Genomic DNA, 19,247 nt, shown 5'->3' with positions numbered 1-19,247 from the left:
GAGAACTCCTGAAAAGGGGTGTCAGCGTGATTTCGGGATGGGCGAGAGGCTGTAAGATCAGCCGATGACGCCCATGATGTCGGATTCCTTCATGATGAGGAGATCGACGCCATCGAGCTTGACTTCAGTGCCGGACCACTTGCCGAACAGGACGCGGTCGCCGACCTTGACGTCGAGAGCGACCTGCTTGCCGCTTTCGTCGCGGGCGCCCGGGCCAACGGCGATGACTTCACCTTCGGCAGGCTTTTCCTTGGCGGTGTCCGGGATGATGATGCCACCCTTGGTCTTTTCTTCAGACTCGACGCGACGAACGACGACGCGGTCGTGCAGGGGGCGGAAATTGGTGCTTGCCATTGTCTAATCCCTCGATCAAATGACATGGACAGGTCTGCGGACCCGTATCTGGTTGCTAGCACTCACTAGAGGAGAGTGCTAGCTGGCGTCGAGATAAGCTCGGCTTGAATGAGAGTCAAGAACGAGCTGGATCGAAATTTCCAGCAATCTCGTTCGATGTTGCCATGTCCCTGGAAGGCAGGAAAAGCCTTGCCATCCTGCACCAGCTTTGCAATGTCAGCGCCGGTTCAGATATCGGTTCGGGAAAAGACATGGCCAAGCGCATCAGCAGTCTCACAGAGATTACCGGCAGTTACGACGTGGTTCTGTCGGATGTCTGGGGCGTGGTCCACAATGGCGTCGATGCCTTCCCGGATGCCTGCAAGGCGCTGGCCGACGCACGTGTGGCAGGGACGACCGTCGTTCTGATCACCAATTCCCCGCGGCCTTCGCCCGGCGTGATCTCCCAGCTTCGGCTGCTAGGCGTTCCCGACAGTTCCTATGACGGCATCGTCACCTCGGGTGACGTGACGCGCCACCTGATCGCTGAAGGCCCGCGGAAGGTTTTCCTGCTGGGCCCGGAACGCGACATGCCGCTATTCGACGGCCTGGATGTCGAGGTGGTCGGCGCGGATGAGGCAGACGCCATCGTCTGCACCGGTTTCTTCGATGACGAGAAGGAGGTGCCGGAAGATTATCACGACATGCTCGTCGCCTTCCAGAAGCGCGATGTTCCCTTCATCTGCGCCAATCCGGATCTGGTGGTCGAACGCGGACACCGCATCATTCCCTGTGCTGGGGCCGTTGCCGCCTATTACGAGGATCTCGGCGGCAAGAGCCGCATTGCCGGCAAGCCGCACACCCCGATCTACGAGGAAGCGCTTGCTTTCGCCCGCCAGACGCGCGGCGAACTTGCCCGGGAGCGCGTTCTGGCAATTGGCGACGGCATGCCGACAGATGTCCGCGGCGCCATCAGCCAGGATCTCGATCTGCTTTACATCAGCGCCGGCATTCACGTGAACGAATACACGGTGAATGGCCAGATCGACGAGGCGGTGATGAATGCCTGGCTGAAGCGCGAAGGGGCGACGCCTAAATGGTGGATGCCGCGGCTCGCCTAGGAAAACACGCCGATGACCGTCTTCTACCGCAACGAGAAGAAGGAGCCGCTGCCGCCAAGCCTCAAGGGCGGCGTTGTGGCGATCGGCAACTTCGATGGTGTCCATCGCGGCCATCGCAGCGTGTTGGAGCGTGCGTTGCAGCTTTCGCGGGCTCGCGACGTTCCGGCGCTCGTGCTGACCTTCGAGCCGCACCCTCGCACCGTCTTCCGCCCCGACAACCCCGTCTGCCGACTGACGCCGGCCCCGCTCAAGGCGCGGCTGCTGGAGGCGATAGGCTTCCGCTGCGTCATCGAGTATCCGTTCGACCGGGAGTTCTCGCAGCGTTCCGCCGAGGAATTCGTCCAGACCGTGCTCGTTGACTGGTTGCAAGCCAGCGCCGTCGTCACAGGCTTCGACTTCCATTTCGGCAAGGGCCGTGAAGGTGGGCCGGCCTATCTGATGGCCGCGGGTGAACGACATGGCTTCGGTGTGAGCCTGGTCGACGCCTTCCGCGACGAGAATGCCGAGGTTATTTCCTCAAGTCGCATTCGGGCGCTGCTGGCGGAGGGTGATGTTGCCGCGGCTGCTGGCCTGCTCGGCTACCGCTTCACGGTGGAGGGTGAGGTTGTCGGCGGTGAGAAACTCGGCCGCACGCTCGGCTATCCGACCGCCAACATGATGTTACCGCCCGAGATGGAACTGAAGCCCGGCATTTATGCGGTGCGCTTCCGCAAGGCAGACGGCATTCTCCACGATGGCGTCGCGAGCTATGGCCGCCGCCCGACGGTGACGGAGAATGGCGCACCGCTGCTCGAAACCTATCTCTTCGACTTCACCGGCGACCTCTATGGCCAGACCTGCTCCGTCTCCTTCTTCGGCCATCTGCGCGACGAGGTGAAATTCGACGGACTGGAGCCGCTGGTCGAGCAGATGAAACGCGACGAGGAGGAGGCGAGGGCGCTCCTCTCCGGCGTGCGGCCGCTGGGCGAACTAGATGCGAAGATCGCTTTCGGACGCCGTTCGTTGTGATCCTGACGCGTAGGCAGGAGGTGGCGGGGCAAGTTTGACCTTCCGGCCTTTCTGGGAGCCTAGTCCGTAGTCCTAACAATACAGCACGAAAGTCGACCATGATGGCCAATCCGCCGCGCCGCCCGCAGAATCCGATGGATGCCGCCGAGGCACTATTCAGGAAGCCGGTGAGCAAGCCCGCCGCGCCGGCGGTGGAAAGACGCGCCTTGCCGGAGGCGAAGGAACTCGTCACGATCAAGCTGGACAGCGCAGTGATCGAGCATTTCCAGAAGGACGGGCCGGGGTGGCAGGACCGGATCAACGAGGTTCTTCGTGCCGCCGTCGCGATAGACACCGGCGAATAGACGCGGCTTCTCCACGTTGCGCTAGGCCTCTTTCTTTTGAGGCCAAAAACCCCTAAGGAACGCGGCACCATGACATATCCTTCGGTGGCCCGGATCATTCGAATTATCGGCCCGGCCTTTCCGGCAGCTTGAAAAGCAGCGGAAAGGTCCGGGTTTCTTGGCGCTGGGATATCTCCTTGCGCGCTTGCCGCCACTCCATGACACAATTCCGCGCGACCACGCCGGTCGCCTCTTCCGATGGCTGATCCATGACCGATACCGCAGACAAGCTTGACTATTCCAAGACCCTCTACCTGCCCGTGACCGAGTTCCCGATGCGCGCCGGACTGCCGCAGAAGGAACCGGAACTGGTTAAGCGCTGGCAGCAGATGGATCTCTACAAGAAGCTCCGCGCCTCCGCCGCCGGTCGGGAGAAGTTCGTGCTGCATGACGGCCCGCCCTATGCCAACGGCAACATCCATATCGGCCACGCGCTGAACAAGATCCTGAAGGACGTCATCACCCGCTCCTTCCAGATGCGCGGCTACGATTCCAACTATGTCCCCGGCTGGGACTGCCACGGATTGCCGATCGAGTGGAAGATCGAGGAGAAGTACCGCGAGAAGGGCAAGAACAAGGACGAGGTCCCGGTCAACGAGTTCCGCCAGGAATGCCGCGAATTCGCCGCCCACTGGATCAAGGTCCAGTCGGAGGAGTTCAAACGGCTCGGCATCGAGGGCGACTTCGACAATCCCTACACGACGATGAACTTCCACGCCGAGGCGCGGATCGCAGGCGAACTTCTGAAGATCGCCAAGTCGGGCCAGCTCTATCGGGGCTCGAAGCCGGTCATGTGGTCGGTCGTCGAGCGCACTGCCTTGGCCGAGGCCGAAGTGGAATACGCCGATGTCGAGAGCGACACGATCTGGGTGAAGTTCCCGGTTGTGCGGATGAGCGAGCCGGGCGTGGCGCTTGAGACCGGTGAGGCATACAGGCGGGCGGTCATCGCACAGAACGCCGATGATGGTGTCCTCGGCGACCTTCAGGGTTCCTTCGTCGTCATCTGGACGACCACGCCCTGGACGATCCCCGGCAACCGGGCGATCAGCTATTCCCCCAAGGTGTCCTACGGTCTGTATGAAGTCACGGCCGCAGAAAATGACTTCGGGCCGCTTCCCGGGGAAAAGCTCGTCTTCGCCGACAAACTGGCCGAGGAGTCCTTTGCCAAGGCGAAGCTGCAGTACCGAAAGCTCCGCGATGTCACGGCCGAAGAGCTCGCGTCCCTCGTGTGCGGGCACCCGCTGCGCCAGTTCGGTGGCGGCTATGAGTTCCCCGTCCCGCTTCTCGCCGGCGATCACGTCACCGATGACGCCGGCACCGGCTTCGTGCACACCGCACCCAGCCATGGCCGCGAGGACTTTGACGCCTGGACCGATAATGTCCGCGAGCTCGAAGCGCGCGGCATCGACACGAAGATCCCGTTCCCGGTAGACGATGCCGGCTTCTACACCGCCGATGCCCCTGGCTTCGGTCCGGACCGCGAGGGTGGTCCCGCCCGCGTCATGGACGACAACGGCAAGAAGGGTGATGCCAACAAGGCCGTCATCGAGGCGCTGATTGCCGCCAACAATCTGTTTGCCCGCGGTCGGCTGAAGCATTCCTACCCGCATTCCTGGCGCTCGAAGAAGCCGGTCATCTTCCGCAACACGCCGCAGTGGTTCGTCTACATGGACAAGGACTTCGGCGACGGCACGACGCTGCGCTCGCGCGCGCTGAAGGCGATCGACGAGACGCGCTTCGTGCCGTCCGCTGGCCAGAACCGCCTGCGCGCCATGATCGAACAGCGCCCGGACTGGGTGCTGTCGCGCCAGCGCGCCTGGGGCGTGCCGATCTGCGTCTTCGTCGACGAGAAGGGCGCGATCCTGCAGGACGACACAGTGAACGGCCGCATCATGGAGGCTTTCGAGCAGGAGGGTGCCGACGCCTGGTTTGCCGAAGGGGCTCGCGAGCGCTTCCTGGGCTCCCGCGCCAACGAAGGCTGGACACAGGTCCGCGACATTCTCGATGTCTGGTTCGACTCGGGTTCGACCCATACCTTTACGCTGGAAGACCGGCCGGATCTGAAATGGCCGGCGGACGTCTATCTCGAAGGCTCCGACCAGCATCGCGGCTGGTTCCACTCTTCGCTCCTGGAATCGGCGGCCACCCGCGGCCGCGCGCCCTATGACGCCGTCATCACCCATGGCTTCACCATGGATGAGAAGGGTCAGAAGATGTCGAAGTCGCTCGGCAATGTCGTGGCGCCCCAGGACGTTATGAAAGATGCCGGCGCCGACATCCTTCGCCTCTGGGTCATGACCACCGATTACTGGGAAGACCAGCGTCTCGGCAGGACGATCATCCAGACGAATGTCGACGCCTATCGCAAGTTGCGCAACACGATCCGCTGGATGCTCGGCACGCTGGCGCACGACGAAGGCGAAGAGATTGCCTATGCGGATCTGCCCGAACTAGAACGTCTAATGCTGCATCGCCTGGCGGAACTGGATCGACTGGTGCGCGACGGCTATGACGCCTTCGACTTCAAGAAGATCGCTCGCGCCCTGATCGACTTTGCCAATATCGAGCTGTCGGCCTTCTACTTCGACATCCGCAAGGACGCGCTCTACTGCGATGCGCCGTCCTCGCTGCGCCGTCGTTCGGCGCTCGCCGTCATCCGCAAGATCTTCGACTGCATGGTGACCTGGCTCTCCCCCATGCTGCCGTTCACCACGGAAGAAGCCTGGCTGTCCCGCAATCCGCAAGCGGTCTCGGTGCATCTGGAGCAGTTCCCCGAGGTGCCGGCAGAATGGCGCAACGAAGCGCTCGCGGAAAAATGGTCGAAGGTCCGCCGCGTGCGTTCGGTCGTCACGGGCGCACTGGAGATCGAGCGCAAGGAAAAGCGGATCGGCTCGTCGCTAGAGGCGGCACCGGTCGTGTACGTGTCGGATACTACCCTGATAAACGCGCTCGAGGGGCAGGATTTCGAAGAGATCTGCATCACTTCGGCCATCCGTGTGGTCGCCGGTGAAGGGCCGGAAGCAGCGTTCCGTCTTGCCGAGGTGCCGGGTGTCGCAGTCGAGACGAAGCTGGCGGACGGGACAAAGTGCGCCCGTTCCTGGCGCGTCACGACGGATGTCGGGTCTGATCCCGGCTACCCCGAAGTGTCGGCACGAGATGCCGCAGCCTTGCGTGAACTGGCGGCCCTTGGCCGTCTTGGCTGATCCGCTTTCGCTACCGGATGATTGCGCTTCGCCGCGTCATCCGGTACATCTGCCCGAAATTGGCCGGAATTCTCGGTCAGGCGGTACTGACGGGAAATCTGAAGGCGTCGAAGGACGGGCGCTGCTGGAAGGGTTTTGATGAAGACGTCGCATGGGTTTCGCGCCGCATTGAGCGCCACCGGGCTGATGGCCGGTATGCTGGCCCTATCGGGTTGCATGGGCAGTCCCACCTACGGGACCGGGACCAGTGCAATGGAGCAGCTGAGCAATGACCTGACCTCGGCGGTCTCTCTGGGCCCGCAGGAGAAGCGCGACGTGAAGTACAATCCGCGGCCGGGCCTGGTGGTCACGGCGCAGGACAAGTCCCTTCCGCCCCCGCAGGCCTCCCTCGCCAGCCGCGAGACCAATCCGGCATGGGTGGAATCGCCTGAGGAGACCCGCCAGCGACTCCGCCAGGAAGCAGCCGAGAACGAAGGCAATCCTGGCTACCGTTCACCGCTTCTTGCCGGTAAGGGCAAGGCTGGACAGATGACGGAATCGGAGAAGTGGGAAGCTTTCCGGCAGGCTAAACAGAATCTCAACAGTGCCGACGTGACACAGACACGGCGTTCGCTGACTGATCCGCCGGTGGAGTATCGCGCCGTCGACTCTGCAGCCCTTGAAGATCTGGGCGAGCCCGAGCTGAAGAAGGAGCGCCGCCGGAAGAAAGAGGCCGAGGCTGCCAAGCAGACCTCCAGTTGGTGGAAGCCCTTCCAGTAGCCAAGCATCCTAGACTTATGAAGCGGCAGGCCCGGTGGCCTGCCTTTTTCTGTTGAGCCCGCCCATGAATTACACGATCCGCGCTGCGACCGCCGACGATGTCGGCATCATTCTCCGCTTCATTACCGAGCTTGCGATCTACGAAAAGGCGGAAGAGGAGGTCGAGGCGACGGAAGCAAGCCTCGCTGCATCCATGTTCGGCCCGCAAGCGGTGACGGAAGCGGCCATACTGGAAGCGGATGGCGCTCCCGCAGGCTTCGCCGTCTGGTTCTTCAATTACTCCACCTGGCAGGCGCGCAACGGCCTCTACCTCGAAGACCTCTATGTCTCACCCCGGTATCGCGGTGCGGGGGCAGGCCGGCTGCTTCTGCGCCATCTTGCCAAGATTGCGGTGGAGCGAGGCTGTGGCCGTTTCGAATGGAGCGTCTTGGACTGGAACGAGCCGGCAATCCGCGTCTATGAGACGATTGGTGCGAGACCGCAAAGCGAGTGGGTTCGGTACCGGCTGACCGGCGACAGCCTGAAGGCCTTCGCTGCGAGCTGACCGTCCTGCCGGCTTATCGTTTTTCCTGGAAGAAGCGCTTCAGCAGTTCCGCGGCCTGCCGTTCTGCGATGGCGGAATAGACCTCCGGCACATGATGACAGGTTGGCTGCGCGTAAAACCTGCCGCCATGATCGACCCCGCCCCCCTTCGGGTCCTCGGCACCGTAGTAGAGCCTGCGGATACGCGCAAAGGAGATCGCGGCAGCGCACATCGCGCAGGGTTCGAGCGTCACGTAGAGGTCGGCACCCGTTAGCCGCTCCTGCCCGAGCAGCCGAGAGGCCGCTCGGATGACATTGATTTCGGCATGGGCGGTGACGTCGTTTTCGGCGCGAGTACGGTTCCCTGACCGCGCAAGGATCTTGCCATCCATGACCAGTACGGCGCCGACGGGGATCTCGCCCCGGCTGCCGGCTTGTTCCGCCTCCTGCAGCGCTTCTGTCATGAAACCGTCGTTCTTGGCCATTCTCGGCGATTTCCTCTTAACCCGGCACCCTTGAACTGGTAGGAAGCGAACAAACGGGCCCCGCCGCATTGTGCGGGCAGCCGGGACGCACCTCAACCCGCATGAATGTCCGGAAGCTTCCGTCGACTTCATCGCTTCAGGCAAACAACAAATGACACCCAAAGACAAGCCAAAGCGCGGCGGAGCAAAGTCCTTCGAACGCGCCACGAAACCCGGATCAGTGACGAAAGGCAAGCCCACCGGCAAGGCCGCCTTCTCCGCCAAGGCGGGACTGAAGCAGCGGCCGGTGAAGGAAGTCGGCAAGAGCGACAAGCCTGTGGCGAAGCAGCCGGCAGAAGCTGCGACAGCCCCTGTCGATGCCGCTGGATCGAAGCCGGAGCGAATTTCCAAGATCCTTGCCCGTGCCGGTGTGGCGTCCCGCCGTGACGTCGAGCGCATGATCATGGAAGGCCGGGTGCGGCTGAACGGCACTGTCCTCGAGACGCCAGTGGTCAACGCTACCCTCGAGGATCGCATCGAGGTTGATGGTCAGCCGATCCGCGGCATCGAACGCACCAGGCTGTGGCTTTACCACAAGCCCGCCGGACTTGTGACGACCAACTCCGATCCGGAAGGACGCCCGACGGTCTTCGAGAACCTGCCGGAGGACCTGCCGCGGGTCATGTCGATCGGGCGCCTCGATATCAATACCGAGGGACTGCTGCTGCTGACCAATGATGGTGGCCTCTCGCGTGTGCTGGAACTGCCGACGACCGGTTGGCTGCGTCGCTATCGCGTGCGCGCCCATGGTGAGGTAGACCAGGCTGCGCTCGACAAGCTGAAGGAAGGCATTGCCGTCGACGGCGTCCTCTACGGCGCGATCGACGCAACGCTCGACCGCCAGCAGGGCCATAATGTCTGGATTACCGTCGGATTGCGGGAAGGCAAGAACCGCGAGGTCAAGAACGTCCTCGGCGCGCTCGGCCTCGAGGTCAACCGGCTGATCCGCATCTCCTACGGGCCTTTCCAACTGGGCGATCTGCCGGAGGGGCAGGTTGTCGAAGTGCGCGGACGGATGCTGCGCGACCAGTTGGGGCCGCGCCTGATCGAGGAAGCGAAGGCCAACTTCGATGCGCCGATCTACAGCGATCTCGGTGGTAGCGAGGAGCCCGAACCTGTGACGACTCGTGCCGCGAGCCGGGATGACAGGGAGCGTACCGGCGGATGGTCGCAGGATCGTTCGTCGAAACGGCAGGATTCCAGACGTGACGATCGCCGCGGGAAGCCGGTATCGGGCGGTGACAAGCGTGACGACCGTGACTTCGGCGAAAAGCCGAAGAAGCGCCCGCCCATGGGGACCTCACGGACCGCGAATGTGTGGATGGCGCCCGGTGCCCGTCCGACGACGGATGCCAAGGGGAAGAGAACTTCTGCACGGGCTGAGGCGGAAAAGCTGTTCGACAAGCCCAAGCTTCCGAGCGACCGGAGGGCCCTCGTGAACCGGGCGGAAGAGGACAGCGACTGGATACGCGCTGAATCTCCTGCGCGGGAAAGCAGGGACGGCGACTTTCCCCGCAAGCGACCTGCCGGCGATCGACCTGATCGGGGCGAGCGATCCCCGAGGACCGAGCGCCCGTTCGCGGATCGGCCGCGAGGGGAGGGCTCCTTCCGCGAAAAGCCCCGCGGCGACCGCAAGCCGCGCGAGGAGGGAGAGCGTCCCCGTGGTCGGGGATATTCCGATGACGCCAGGAGTGAGCGCCCCCGCGGCGATCGTCCGTTTGGTGACCGGCCCCGCGGCCCACGAACCGAGCAAGACCGATCCCGTGGCGACCGGCCACGCGGCAGCAAACCGGGGGGAGATCGTTCCTTCGGAGGCAAGCCCGGCGGCGGAAAATCCTTCGGCGGCAAGCCATCCGGCGGAAAACCGGGAGGCGGTCGCGGCAAGCCCGGCGGCGGTGGCGGCAGGCCCGGCGGGCGTCCGGCAGGCGGCAAGCCTCGGACAAGAGGGTAGGACAGATGCGCATCGTCGGGGGCGAATTTCGCGGCCGGACGCTGGCCGCGCCGAAATCCAACGACATCCGGCCGACGGTCGACCGGACCCGCGAAAGCCTGTTCAACATCATCGGCCACGTCTATCCGGAGGCCCTGAATCAGACCCGGGTCATCGATCTCTTCGCCGGGACAGGGGCAATCGGCCTCGAGGCGCTTTCCCGCGGCTGCAGACAGGCTCTGTTTGTCGAGAACAGCGTCGAAGGGAGAGGCCTGCTGTGGGAGAATATCGATCACCTCGCGCTCCACGGGCGCGCCCGTATCCTGAGGCGCGACGCCACGAAGCTCGGGCCGAACGGCACGATCGAGCCGTTTAATCTGCTTTTCGCCGATCCGCCCTATGGCAGGCGCCTCGGTGAAGCAGCCATGCTGGCGGCCTATTCCGGCGGATGGCTTGCTCCTGGGGCGCTGGCGATCCTTGAGGAGCGCGCCGATGTCGCGCCTTCCGTGGATCCCGTGTTCAGGCCGCTGGAACAGCGCCTGTTCGGCGACACCCGCATGCACTTCTTTCGCTACCAGCCAGGTTGAAGCTGCCAATGACCACCAAGCTTGCCCTTGCCGATGCCAAGGTTGAGAAATCACAGCGAGACCTGACCTTCGCGATCGCCTTCGGCGCCGGCGGCGCTCGCGGACTGGCGCATGCACATGTGATCGATGCTCTGGACGAGCTCGGGATACGACCTGTCGCTATCGCAGGTTCCTCGATGGGCGCCATTATGGGGGCGGGGATGGCCGCCGGCATGACGGGCAGCGAGATTCGCGCCTACACGCTGGAGACGGTCGGCAACCGAGGAGCGCTCGCCAACAGGCTCTTGAGTCTTGGTCCGTCCTCCATGCGCGGTACCGATGGCGGGTTTCGTTTTGGCCAGTTCAACATCGAGCATGTGCTGAAGGCGCTTCTGCCGCAGGCCATTCCGGCAGATTTCCAAGACCTCGGCATTCCCCTGAAGGTAATCGCCACCGATTACTACGGGCGTTCCGAAGTCGTGCTGGAAGAAGGTTCACTCGGACCGGCGCTCGCCGCGTCTGCCGCGATCCCCGGCATCTTCATGCCGGTGACGGTGAACGGCCGCATCATGGTTGATGGCGGAATCTTCAATCCCGTGCCTTACGACCACCTGATGGATCTGGCGGACGTCGTGATCGGGGTGGACGTGGTCGGGGCGCCGGAAGGGGACGGCTTATCACCGCCAAGCCGCATGGAGAGCATTTTTGGCGCCAATCAGTTGATGATGCAGTCGACGATCTCGTTCCAGTTGAAGCTGCAGCCGCCGCACGTTCTCCTGCGTCCGCCGGTCAACCACTTCCGGGTGATGGATTTCCTCAAGGCGAAGGACATATTCGACTACACTCTTCCGGTGAAGGAGGATCTGAAGCGCGCCGTCGATGCAATCCATCTGGCTGCCAGGGCCTAATCGGCAGCTTCCTGCGGCTTGTCCTGCGCCCTCATCGCGGCCTCCTCATTTGGGGAAGGGTGCTTGGGCTTTATCAGTGGCTCCGGCTTGACCGGGCGGTTGTGCAACATGTGTCTCCCGGCCGCGAGGCCCTCCGCGGCCTGAAGCAGCAGGCGTTCCTCGTCGCGCTTGCGGATATCGTCTTCAATGGCTTCGGCCTCCGCTGACCCCATCCCCAATGCCTCAAGCGTCTTACGTCCGAAGATGAGTCCGGAGCCCAGAGTTTCCCGAAGCTCGTATTCCACGCCCCGCTCGCGGAGCGAAAGCGTGTGGATCCGGTCATAGGAGCGGGCGAACAACCGGACATTGGGGAACTCCGACCGGATAAGATCGACGATCTTGTCGGTGATCTCGCGCTTCTGGGTCAGCACCGCGACGATCTTTGCCTTCTCGATGCCTGAAGCAAGAAGCACGTCCTTGCGGGTGCCGTCGCCGAAATAGATGCGGAAACCGAACGACGCCGCCTGCCGGATGCGGTCGGCGGAATCGTCGATCACCGTGACGTCCCGGCCTCCCGCCAGCAGGATCTGCGCCGTGATCTGCCCGAAGCGGGAAAAGCCGATCATCAGGACGTCGGCGCCGGCACCCTGGAAATCCTCTTCGATTTCCTCACGTTCCACGGTCAGGAGTTTTCGGGACAACGCGGCGCCGAGGGGCGTCAGAGCCATGGACAAGGTCACGATTGCAATCAGCAGCGACGCTGTGGCCGACGATAGCAGGCCCGCAGCCATTGCGGTCGTGAACAGCACGAACCCAAATTCACCGCCTTGGGGCAGAAGAAAGGCAATCCGCATCGCATCATTGTGCGGCGATCCCATGAGGCGGCAGAGCCCGTAGATAATGCCGCCCTTGACGATCATGAACACCGGGACCGCAAGCACGATAAAGCCGATCTGGCTCCACAGCACATGGATATCGAGGGAAAGCCCGACGGCCATGAAGAACAGCGCCAGCAGAAGCCCTCGGAAGGGCTCTATGTCAGCTTCAAGCTCGTGCCTGTAGGAGGATTCGGCAAGCATCAGGCCGGCAAGAAAAGCGCCCATTGCCATCGACAGCCCCACGGCCTGCATCGCAGCCGCCGAACCCAGCACGATCAGCAAGGCCGTCGCGATCATCACTTCGCGCGCTCCCGTTCGGGTAATGACCTGGAACAGCGGCGTGAGGAGGTAGCGACCGGCGATGATCATGACTCCGACCGCAGCAACCGCGACTACCAGCCCGGTTAAGGCGGATGGGCCGGTTTCGTCCACGCCTTTCCCCAGGATGCTGACCAGCGCCAGCAGCGGCACGATGGCAAGATCTTGAAAGAGAAGGAGTGAGAAGGCCCGTTGCCCGTACTTGCTGTTCAGGTCACCGTTATCGTTCAGGATCTGGACCGCGAAGGCCGTCGACGACAGAGAAAGGCCGAAACCGATCACAAGGGCTCCCTGCCAGTCGGCCAGCCCGGCCGCTATCGCAAGCCCCGTGAGCGCCAGGCCGGCGATGATAACCTGCGCGGGACCGAGCCCAAATACGTCGGAGCGCATCTGCCAGAGCCGAGAGGGTTTGAGCTCAAGGCCGATCACGAACAGCAGGAAGACGATGCCGAACTCGGCGAAATGCAGCACCTCCTCCGCATCGGTGACTTCATGCATGACCGGTCCGATCACGACGCCTGCGGCTAGGTATCCAAGGATTGTACCAAGCCCAAGCAATCGGAAGATAGGGGCCGCGATCACCGCTCCGGCCAGTAGCACCAGCGTCTGGGTGAAGATTGTGCCACTGCCGCTCATGCAACGCTCGCCTTGATGGACTGCCGGATCGGAAGAATCACCTTCTACGTCTTGATGCCTTCCTTGCCGCACAATAAATGGTGCCGCAACGAAAGGTACACAATGACCTCCGCAATCGACTCCCAGGACCTTCTCTCCCGCGCCAGCCAACTCGTCGATCTTGCCAGGGCGGCCGGTGCCGATCAGGCGGATGCCGTGGTTGTCCGCTCCCGCTCCCGCTCGGTCAGCGTCAGGCTTGGCGAGGTGGAGGGCACGGAGTCCTCCGAGAGCGACGATTTTTCGCTTAGGGTCTTCGTCGGCAACCGGGTCGCCAGCGTCTCCGCCAATCCGGGTTTCGACGTCAAGGTACTGGCAGAGCGTGCCGTCGCCATGGCTCGTGTATCGCCCGAAGATCCCTATGCCTGCCTTGCCGACGAAGCAGACCTGGCAAGAAGCTATCCCGATCTGCAACTGCTTGACGCGACGGACGTGCCGACTGAGGCATTGCGCGAGGCTGCGTTGGAGGCAGAGCAGGCGGCACTTGAAGTTTCTGGTGTCACCAACTCCTCTGGTGCAGGCGCCTCCGCAGGTATGGGCGGCCTTGTACTTGCTACGTCTCATGGCTTCTCCGGCAGCTACATGGCCAGCCGGTTCGGGCGCTCGGTGAGCGTCATTGCCGGTGAAGGCACCAAGATGGAGCGCGACTACGATTTCGACAGCCGGCTCTATTTCGCTGATCTCGACGACCCCCGCGTGATCGGCCGCCGGGCCGGCGAGCGCGCGGTCAAGCGGGTCAATCCGCGCCAGGTGGAAACCGGCAGCAATGTCACCGTCGTGTTTGACCCGCGTATTGCCCGCGGCTTCGTTGGCCATATCGCCGGCGCGATTAATGGCGCGGCTGTGGCGCGCAAGACGAGCTTCCTGCGTGATCGCATGGGCCAGCAGGTGCTGAAAACCGGCCTGAACATTACCGACGACCCTCTGGTGGTGCGCGGCTCCTCCTCGCGTCCGTTCGACGGTGAAGGGGTGTCCGGCAAGCGGCTGGTGATGATCGAGGACGGCGTGCTCAAGCACTGGTTCCTGTCGACATCGACGGGCCGGGAGCTTGGATTGCCCACGAACGGACGCGGCGTGCGCGGCGGGACATCCGTGACGCCCGCCTCCACGAACCTTGCACTGGAGCCCGGGGAAGTCTCGCCGGAGGAACTGATCCGCAGCGTCGGCAACGGCTTCTATGTGACGGAGCTGATCGGTCAGGGCGTCAACATGATCACGGGTGAATACAGCCGGGGCGCAAGTGGGTTCTGGATCGAGAACGGGGAGCTCGCCTATCCGGTCTCGGAGGTCACGATCGCCTCCAACCTGAAGGACATGTTCATGCGCCTCACGCCTGCCAACGACATCGACCGCAAGTTCGGGATCGCCTCGCCCACCATCGCCATCGAGGGCATGACACTGGCGGGACGTTGATCCGATGGAGAGCGGGCAGCACGATTGGCAGGCCGATCTTGAACTTATCCGTCGGGCCGCCACCGAGGCTGGCGAGGTGGCGCACTCCTTCTTCGGACGATCCCCCGAGGTCTGGTGGAAGAACGAGGGACGCTCACCTGTCAGCGCTGCCGACTTTGCCGCCAACGAACGCCTGGAAAAACTGCTGATTACGGCACGGCCGCACTATGGCTGGCTCTCCGAGGAGACCGACGACGACAATGCGCGGCTTTCCCACGAGACACTGTTCGTGGTCGATCCGATCGATGGCACGCGTGCCTTCATTGCCGGCGAGCGGACATGGTGCGTGTCCGTCGCAGTCGTTCATCAGGGACGACCTGTCGCGGGCGTCCTCGCCGCTCCGGCGCTAGACGAGGAATTCTACGCCTGCGTCGATGGGCCGGCGCTCATGAATGGCGACCTGATATCGGTATCCCGTCCGGATCCGTCCCTGCCGCTCACGCTGGCCATCGCGGAAGACCTGCTGCGCAAGCTTCCGGCAGCGCAGACGCAGGCGGTTCGCCGGGTGCGCCATGTCCCGTCGCTTGCCTACCGGCTGGCACTGACGGCCGACGGGAGAATCGATGGGACGATCGTCAAGAAGAATTCCCATGACTGGGATCTGGCGGCAGCAGACATCATTCTCCAGCGCGCGGGCGGAAAATTGCTCGATAGCGCCGGCCATCCTCTCGTCTACAATCGCGAAAGCGTGAAGCACGGAATGCTCTACGCCGGCGCTGGCCCCGCACTGGACAAGCTGTCCAGGTTCATGCCAGACGAACCGACAGATTGACGTTTTTTCCTGGATGCCTATGAGACATGTCCGGGGGGAATGAACTGAAGGGACTGACCATGCCGGAAACCGAAAAGAAGCAACTCCTGCACCTCGTGTTCGGGGGTGAACTGTCAAGCCTCGAGGGCGTACAGTTCAAGGATCTCAGCAATCTCGACATCGTCGGCATCTTTCCCGACTATGCCAGTGCTCTCACCGCATGGCGGTCGAAGGCGCAGCAGACTGTGGATAACGCCGAGATGCGCTACTTCATCGTCCACATGCACAAGCTTCTCGAGCCGGAAGCCAAGGGCGCATAGCCTGCAAAGCAGGGGATATCCGGCCGCAGCGGCTGGATGCGGCACCCGTTCTGCTTCATGGTTCCCCGGCGCTATTTTGACGTATTTGTAACCGAGTAGATGAGTGCTGGCCGAGCGGAGGATTTTCCACATCAGCGGACATGAGCGGCGATCGAGGACGGGCGCGATGCGCAAGGGTCTGGCGCGTCTTGCGCTGACCGGCTATCGCGTGGCCGGGATCCTCGTCTATCCGCTCGCTGGCCCGTTTCTCGCCTATAGGAGCTGGAAGGGCAAGGAGGACCGCTTGCGTCGCTCAGAGCGGCTTGGCTATGCGAGCCAGCCCCGGCCTCGTGGTCCGCTCGTCTGGGCCCATTCCGCCAGTGTCGGGGAAACGCTTGCGCTGATCCCATTGCTGCGCGAACTCGGGCGGCGCGACATTCACGTGCTCCTGACCACCGGAACGGTGACGTCGGCGGAACTGGTCAGGAACCGGTTGGGGGATCAGGTCATCCACCAGTACGTGCCGCTGGACCTGAAGTTCTCGATGAAGCGGTTCGTTTCCTACTGGCGGCCGGACGCCTGCATCACGGCCGAGTCGGAGATATGGCCGACGACGCTTCTTGAACTTCATCGGCGCAAGATCCCTAAGATCACCGTCAACGCGCGCATCTCCGATCGATCGTTTTCGCGCTGGCAACGCCATGACACGATCGCCGAAGCCCTGTTCGGGAAGATGTCGCTCGTCGTCGCGCAGTCGGATCTCGATGCGGAACGATTCAGGGACCTGGGCGCGTGGCCCGTTCTCGTCTCCGGCAACCTGAAGGGGGATACCGATCCGCCGCCCTGCGATCCTGCTGTGCTGCAGCGCTATCGTGAGGAGATCGGAGAGCGCAAGACCTGGGCCGCCATCTCCACCTTCGAGGGCGAGGAGAAGGCCGTCGCCGGCATTCACAAGGCGCTCAAGCCGCGAAACGGGCAGTTGACGATCATCGTTCCACGCCATCCCGAGCGGTCGGATGCGATCGAGGACATGTTGAAGGCCCAGGGCCTGGTGGTGGCGAGGCGTTCCCGCAATGATCCGCTCACCCCGGAGACCGACATCTTCCTCGGCGATTCCATGGGCGAGATGGGCCTTTATCTCCGATTGACGGAACTGGCTTTCGTCGGACGTTCACTGACCGGGGAGGGCGGGCAAAACCCGCTGGAGCCTGCGATGCTCGGCTGTGCCGTTCTTTCGGGAAGCCATGTCCAGAACTTCCGCGACGCCTACGCCAATCTCGCCCGCAAGGGTGGCGCCCGGCTGATCCGCGATGTGGAGATGCTGGCAAAGGCGGTCCATTACCTCCTGTCCAATGATGTCGCCCGCCGCAAGATGATCGATGCGGGCCAGGAGACCATCAACGAGATGCGTGGGGCTCTTTCGGTGACTGTGAAGGCGCTTGAGCCCTATATCAACCCGCTGACTGTGACGGCCCGGTTGCAGCCGAAGAGCGCGACCGCCCGATGACTGGAGGGCGGTTTCCCGGGATCGCCGGCATCCTGTTCGACAAGGACGGCACCCTGATCCGCTACGATGAAAGCTGGGGCCCGGTAAACCGGGAGGCTGCAAGGATCGCGTCAGCCGGTGATCCCGATCTGGAGCCGAGGCTTCTGCTTGCCGCCGGCATGGATCCCGTGTCCGGCGAGACCCGCGCAGACAGCCTGTTGGCAGCCGGCAATGCGGCCGAGATTGCACTCGGTTTTGCCGCGGCGGGTTCCCCCATCGATGCGGCGGAATTGACGGTTCTTCTCGACGACCTGTTCGTACGGGCAGTGGAGTATGCTGTGCCCGTCACGGATCTGCGGGTGTTGTTCCGAAGGCTGAAGGCGCAGGGACTGAAGATCGGCATCGCCTCCAGCGATAATGAATCCTCGATCCGGCGCACGGCTGCACGGTTCGAGATCGATGGCTGGGTGGATTTCGTCGCCGGTTACGACAGCGGCTTCGGGACCAAGCCGGAGGCCGGCATGCTGCTCGGCTTTTGCGCTTCCACCGGGCTTGAGCCGCGGCAGGTGGCCATGGTGGGAGACAACGCTCACGACCTCCGCATGGGGCAGGCCGCTGGCGCCGGACTGAAGGTCGGCGTCCTTACCGGAACCGGTACACGTGACACTCTCGCGGCACTTGCCGATATCTGCATCGATGACATCACGGTCCTGCAGAGCCTTCTGCAGGGTTAGCGGTCCGTCGCCGGGCTTGCCTTTTTCCTGCGGTTCCCGTTTCAGTGCCGAGAGACCGTGATACTGGGAGTCTTGCGTATGGTTTCGGAAGCGCCGCCGTTCTGGTGGACCAAGGCGGACTGGCGGGCATGGGCGCTCGCTCCCGTCTCCTATGTCTATGGCCGGGTGGCAGGAAGCCGGATGGCGAACGGGAGCCGGGCGAGTGTGCCGGCACCCGTTCTATGTGTCGGCAACTTCACCGTGGGCGGCGCTGGGAAGACGCCAACTGCGCTCGCACTTGCCGTTGCCGCGCGGGAAAAGGGATATACGCCGGGCTTCCTGAGCCGCGGATATGGTGGTTCGCTGGACGTAACGACCCTTGTCGATATTGAGCATCATAGGGCGGCTGCCGTCGGTGACGAGGCGCTTCTGCTGGCTCGCGTCGCGACGACCGTCGTCTCACGCCGACGCGTTGATGGGGCGCGGAAGCTCATTGCCGAAGGCGTCGATCTCATCATCATGGATGACGGCTTCCAGAGCGCGCGCCTGCGGCTGGATTTCGCCCTTATCGTCATCGACAGCGTGCGTGGCATCGGCAACGGGCATCTGGTCCCCGGCGGTCCCGTTCGTGCTCCCATTGGGGAGCAGATGCGCCACCTTTCGGCGATCCTGAAGGTTGGCAACGGAGACGCCGCCGATCATCTCGTTCGGCAGGCGGCGAGAGCCGGCAAACCCGTCTATGTCGCGGCGCTCAAGCCACGCCCCTTGGCTGAGTTGAAGGACAAGCCGGTGCTTGCCTTCGCCGGCATAGCGGATCCGGAGAAGTTTTACCGTACGGTGGAGGCGCTTCAGGCGCGCATCGTCGTCAGGCAGTCCTTCCCTGACCATCACTATTTCGGCGATGACGAACTGGCCGACCTGCTGCGAGAGGCCGATCAACAGAGCCTGGTTCCGGTGACGACAGCCAAGGATGCCGCGCGGCTTGTCGGTGTGCACGGACCGGCTGAAACCCTACTGAAGAAGGTGCAGATCGTGGAGGTGGACATGACCTTCGATGATCCGAATGCGCCGGGCAAAATCATCGATCTTGCGGTGGCAAATTACCAGCGGAGGCGTTTGCAGGAGAGCCGGCAGAAAGATCAGCAGGCTCCTCAGGCCTGAGGAGCCTGGACCGGCAGCGCGCCGGCGCGCTTGTCCGCTTCCAGCGAGGCTGCGGCGTCCACATATGCCTCCTGACGGGCGATGCTCCAGTAGCGAAGTTCGTCGAGGGGGATGGGCCTGCCCGTCATTGCGCAGACGACGTAGGCGCCGGACGTGAGAATCTGGTAGTCGCCGTCCAGGTAGCGGATCTTCGCCTCCCGGCTCCCGCTTCCTTCGAACCGGTTCATCTTGTGTCTCCTGCGGAACATCATCTCTGCTCTACCGCGCAGATGGGTAAAGCG

The 19,247-nt window shown here is 63.1% G+C and carries 19 protein-coding genes; 15 read left to right on the top strand and 4 right to left on the bottom strand.

Annotated elements, in window-relative coordinates; all coding sequences use genetic code 11:
• Positions 1-57: 57 nt before the first annotated feature.
• Positions 58-354 (bottom strand): co-chaperone GroES, encoded by a 297-nt coding sequence (groES, locus tag ACEPP2_RS00940; protein WP_077548181.1) that lies wholly within the window; start codon positions 352-354, stop codon positions 58-60.
• A gap of 251 nt (positions 355-605) precedes the next feature.
• Between groES and ACEPP2_RS00935 the strand changes: the two genes are divergently transcribed.
• From ACEPP2_RS00935 to ACEPP2_RS00910, 6 genes are all read left to right on the top strand, one after another.
• A complete protein-coding gene (locus tag ACEPP2_RS00935; RefSeq protein ID WP_395515500.1) occupies positions 606-1,454 on the top strand; it encodes a TIGR01459 family HAD-type hydrolase in 849 nt (282 codons plus the stop codon).
• A gap of 12 nt (positions 1,455-1,466) precedes the next feature.
• Positions 1,467-2,462 (top strand): bifunctional riboflavin kinase/FAD synthetase, encoded by a 996-nt coding sequence (locus tag ACEPP2_RS00930; RefSeq protein WP_395515499.1) that lies wholly within the window; start codon positions 1,467-1,469, stop codon positions 2,460-2,462.
• Between the two features lie 101 nt (positions 2,463-2,563).
• Complete coding sequence (locus ACEPP2_RS00925) at positions 2,564-2,806, top strand: BrnA antitoxin family protein (RefSeq protein WP_152341978.1); 243 nt, start codon at positions 2,564-2,566, stop codon at positions 2,804-2,806.
• Positions 2,807-3,054: 248 nt separating this feature from the next.
• A complete protein-coding gene (ileS, locus tag ACEPP2_RS00920) occupies positions 3,055-6,048 on the top strand; it encodes an isoleucine--tRNA ligase (RefSeq protein WP_395515498.1) in 2,994 nt (997 codons plus the stop codon).
• A gap of 138 nt (positions 6,049-6,186) precedes the next feature.
• The gene (locus ACEPP2_RS00915) at positions 6,187-6,807 is read left to right on the top strand and encodes a hypothetical protein (RefSeq protein WP_077548178.1); all 621 of its coding nucleotides are present in this window, start codon (positions 6,187-6,189) and stop codon (positions 6,805-6,807) included.
• Positions 6,808-6,871: 64 nt separating this feature from the next.
• Positions 6,872-7,351 carry a GNAT family N-acetyltransferase gene (locus ACEPP2_RS00910; protein ID WP_077548177.1) on the top strand — a complete coding sequence of 160 codons (480 nt, stop codon included), beginning with the start codon at positions 6,872-6,874 and terminating at the stop codon, positions 7,349-7,351.
• Positions 7,352-7,364: 13 nt separating this feature from the next.
• Here the strand turns inward: ACEPP2_RS00910 and ACEPP2_RS00905 are convergent, their stop codons facing one another.
• The gene (locus tag ACEPP2_RS00905; protein WP_395515497.1) at positions 7,365-7,814 is read right to left on the bottom strand and encodes a nucleoside deaminase; all 450 of its coding nucleotides are present in this window, start codon (positions 7,812-7,814) and stop codon (positions 7,365-7,367) included.
• Between the two features lie 151 nt (positions 7,815-7,965).
• Here ACEPP2_RS00905 and ACEPP2_RS00900 point away from each other — a divergent pair, with 151 nt between their 5' ends.
• The 3 genes from ACEPP2_RS00900 to ACEPP2_RS00890 are packed head-to-tail and all read left to right on the top strand — an operon-like array spanning position 7,966 to position 11,257.
• Entirely contained in the window at positions 7,966-9,804 is a 1,839-nt protein-coding gene (locus tag ACEPP2_RS00900; RefSeq protein ID WP_395515496.1) for a pseudouridine synthase, read from the top strand.
• 5 nt (positions 9,805-9,809) lie between these two features.
• Positions 9,810-10,370, top strand: a complete 561-nt coding sequence (gene rsmD / locus ACEPP2_RS00895; RefSeq protein ID WP_077548174.1) for a 16S rRNA (guanine(966)-N(2))-methyltransferase RsmD — start codon at positions 9,810-9,812, stop codon at positions 10,368-10,370.
• Between the two features lie 8 nt (positions 10,371-10,378).
• Positions 10,379-11,257 carry a patatin-like phospholipase family protein gene (locus tag ACEPP2_RS00890; protein WP_077548173.1) on the top strand — a complete coding sequence of 293 codons (879 nt, stop codon included), beginning with the start codon at positions 10,379-10,381 and terminating at the stop codon, positions 11,255-11,257.
• On the opposite strand, the gene ACEPP2_RS00885 is transcribed toward ACEPP2_RS00890, so the two are convergent.
• Entirely contained in the window at positions 11,254-13,068 is a 1,815-nt protein-coding gene (locus tag ACEPP2_RS00885) for a monovalent cation:proton antiporter-2 (CPA2) family protein (protein WP_077548172.1), read from the bottom strand. The genes ACEPP2_RS00890 and ACEPP2_RS00885 overlap by 4 nt on opposite strands.
• Positions 13,069-13,170: 102 nt before the next feature.
• Here ACEPP2_RS00885 and ACEPP2_RS00880 point away from each other — a divergent pair, with 102 nt between their 5' ends.
• From ACEPP2_RS00880 to lpxK, 6 genes are all read left to right on the top strand, one after another.
• A complete protein-coding gene (locus tag ACEPP2_RS00880) occupies positions 13,171-14,517 on the top strand; it encodes a TldD/PmbA family protein (protein ID WP_395515495.1) in 1,347 nt (448 codons plus the stop codon).
• 4 nt (positions 14,518-14,521) lie between these two features.
• The gene (locus tag ACEPP2_RS00875) at positions 14,522-15,328 is read left to right on the top strand and encodes a 3'(2'),5'-bisphosphate nucleotidase CysQ (RefSeq protein WP_395515494.1); all 807 of its coding nucleotides are present in this window, start codon (positions 14,522-14,524) and stop codon (positions 15,326-15,328) included.
• A 59-nt stretch (positions 15,329-15,387) separates the two neighbouring features.
• Entirely contained in the window at positions 15,388-15,627 is a 240-nt protein-coding gene (locus ACEPP2_RS00870) for a DUF4170 domain-containing protein (protein ID WP_052641717.1), read from the top strand.
• A gap of 166 nt (positions 15,628-15,793) precedes the next feature.
• On the top strand, positions 15,794-17,113 hold the full coding sequence (gene waaA, locus ACEPP2_RS00865; protein ID WP_395515493.1) for a lipid IV(A) 3-deoxy-D-manno-octulosonic acid transferase: 1,320 nt from the start codon (positions 15,794-15,796) through the stop codon (positions 17,111-17,113).
• Entirely contained in the window at positions 17,110-17,826 is a 717-nt protein-coding gene (locus ACEPP2_RS00860) for an HAD family hydrolase (protein ID WP_077548169.1), read from the top strand. The genes waaA and ACEPP2_RS00860 overlap by 4 nt, the downstream gene beginning before the upstream one ends.
• A gap of 78 nt (positions 17,827-17,904) precedes the next feature.
• Entirely contained in the window at positions 17,905-18,966 is a 1,062-nt protein-coding gene (gene lpxK / locus ACEPP2_RS00855; protein ID WP_142590031.1) for a tetraacyldisaccharide 4'-kinase, read from the top strand.
• Here lpxK and ACEPP2_RS00850 read toward each other — a convergent pair.
• Positions 18,957-19,193, bottom strand: coding sequence for a DUF2093 domain-containing protein (locus ACEPP2_RS00850; protein ID WP_395515492.1), 237 nt, complete (start codon positions 19,191-19,193; stop codon positions 18,957-18,959). The genes lpxK and ACEPP2_RS00850 overlap by 10 nt on opposite strands.
• Positions 19,194-19,247 lie beyond the last annotated feature (54 nt).

It is taken from the genome of Pseudorhizobium flavum (assembly GCF_044142885.1).
Classification (GTDB): domain Bacteria; phylum Pseudomonadota; class Alphaproteobacteria; order Rhizobiales; family Rhizobiaceae; genus Neorhizobium; species Neorhizobium flavum.
The sequence above is the reverse complement of the archived record's forward strand: the minus strand, read 5'-3'. Positions and strand labels throughout refer to the sequence as shown.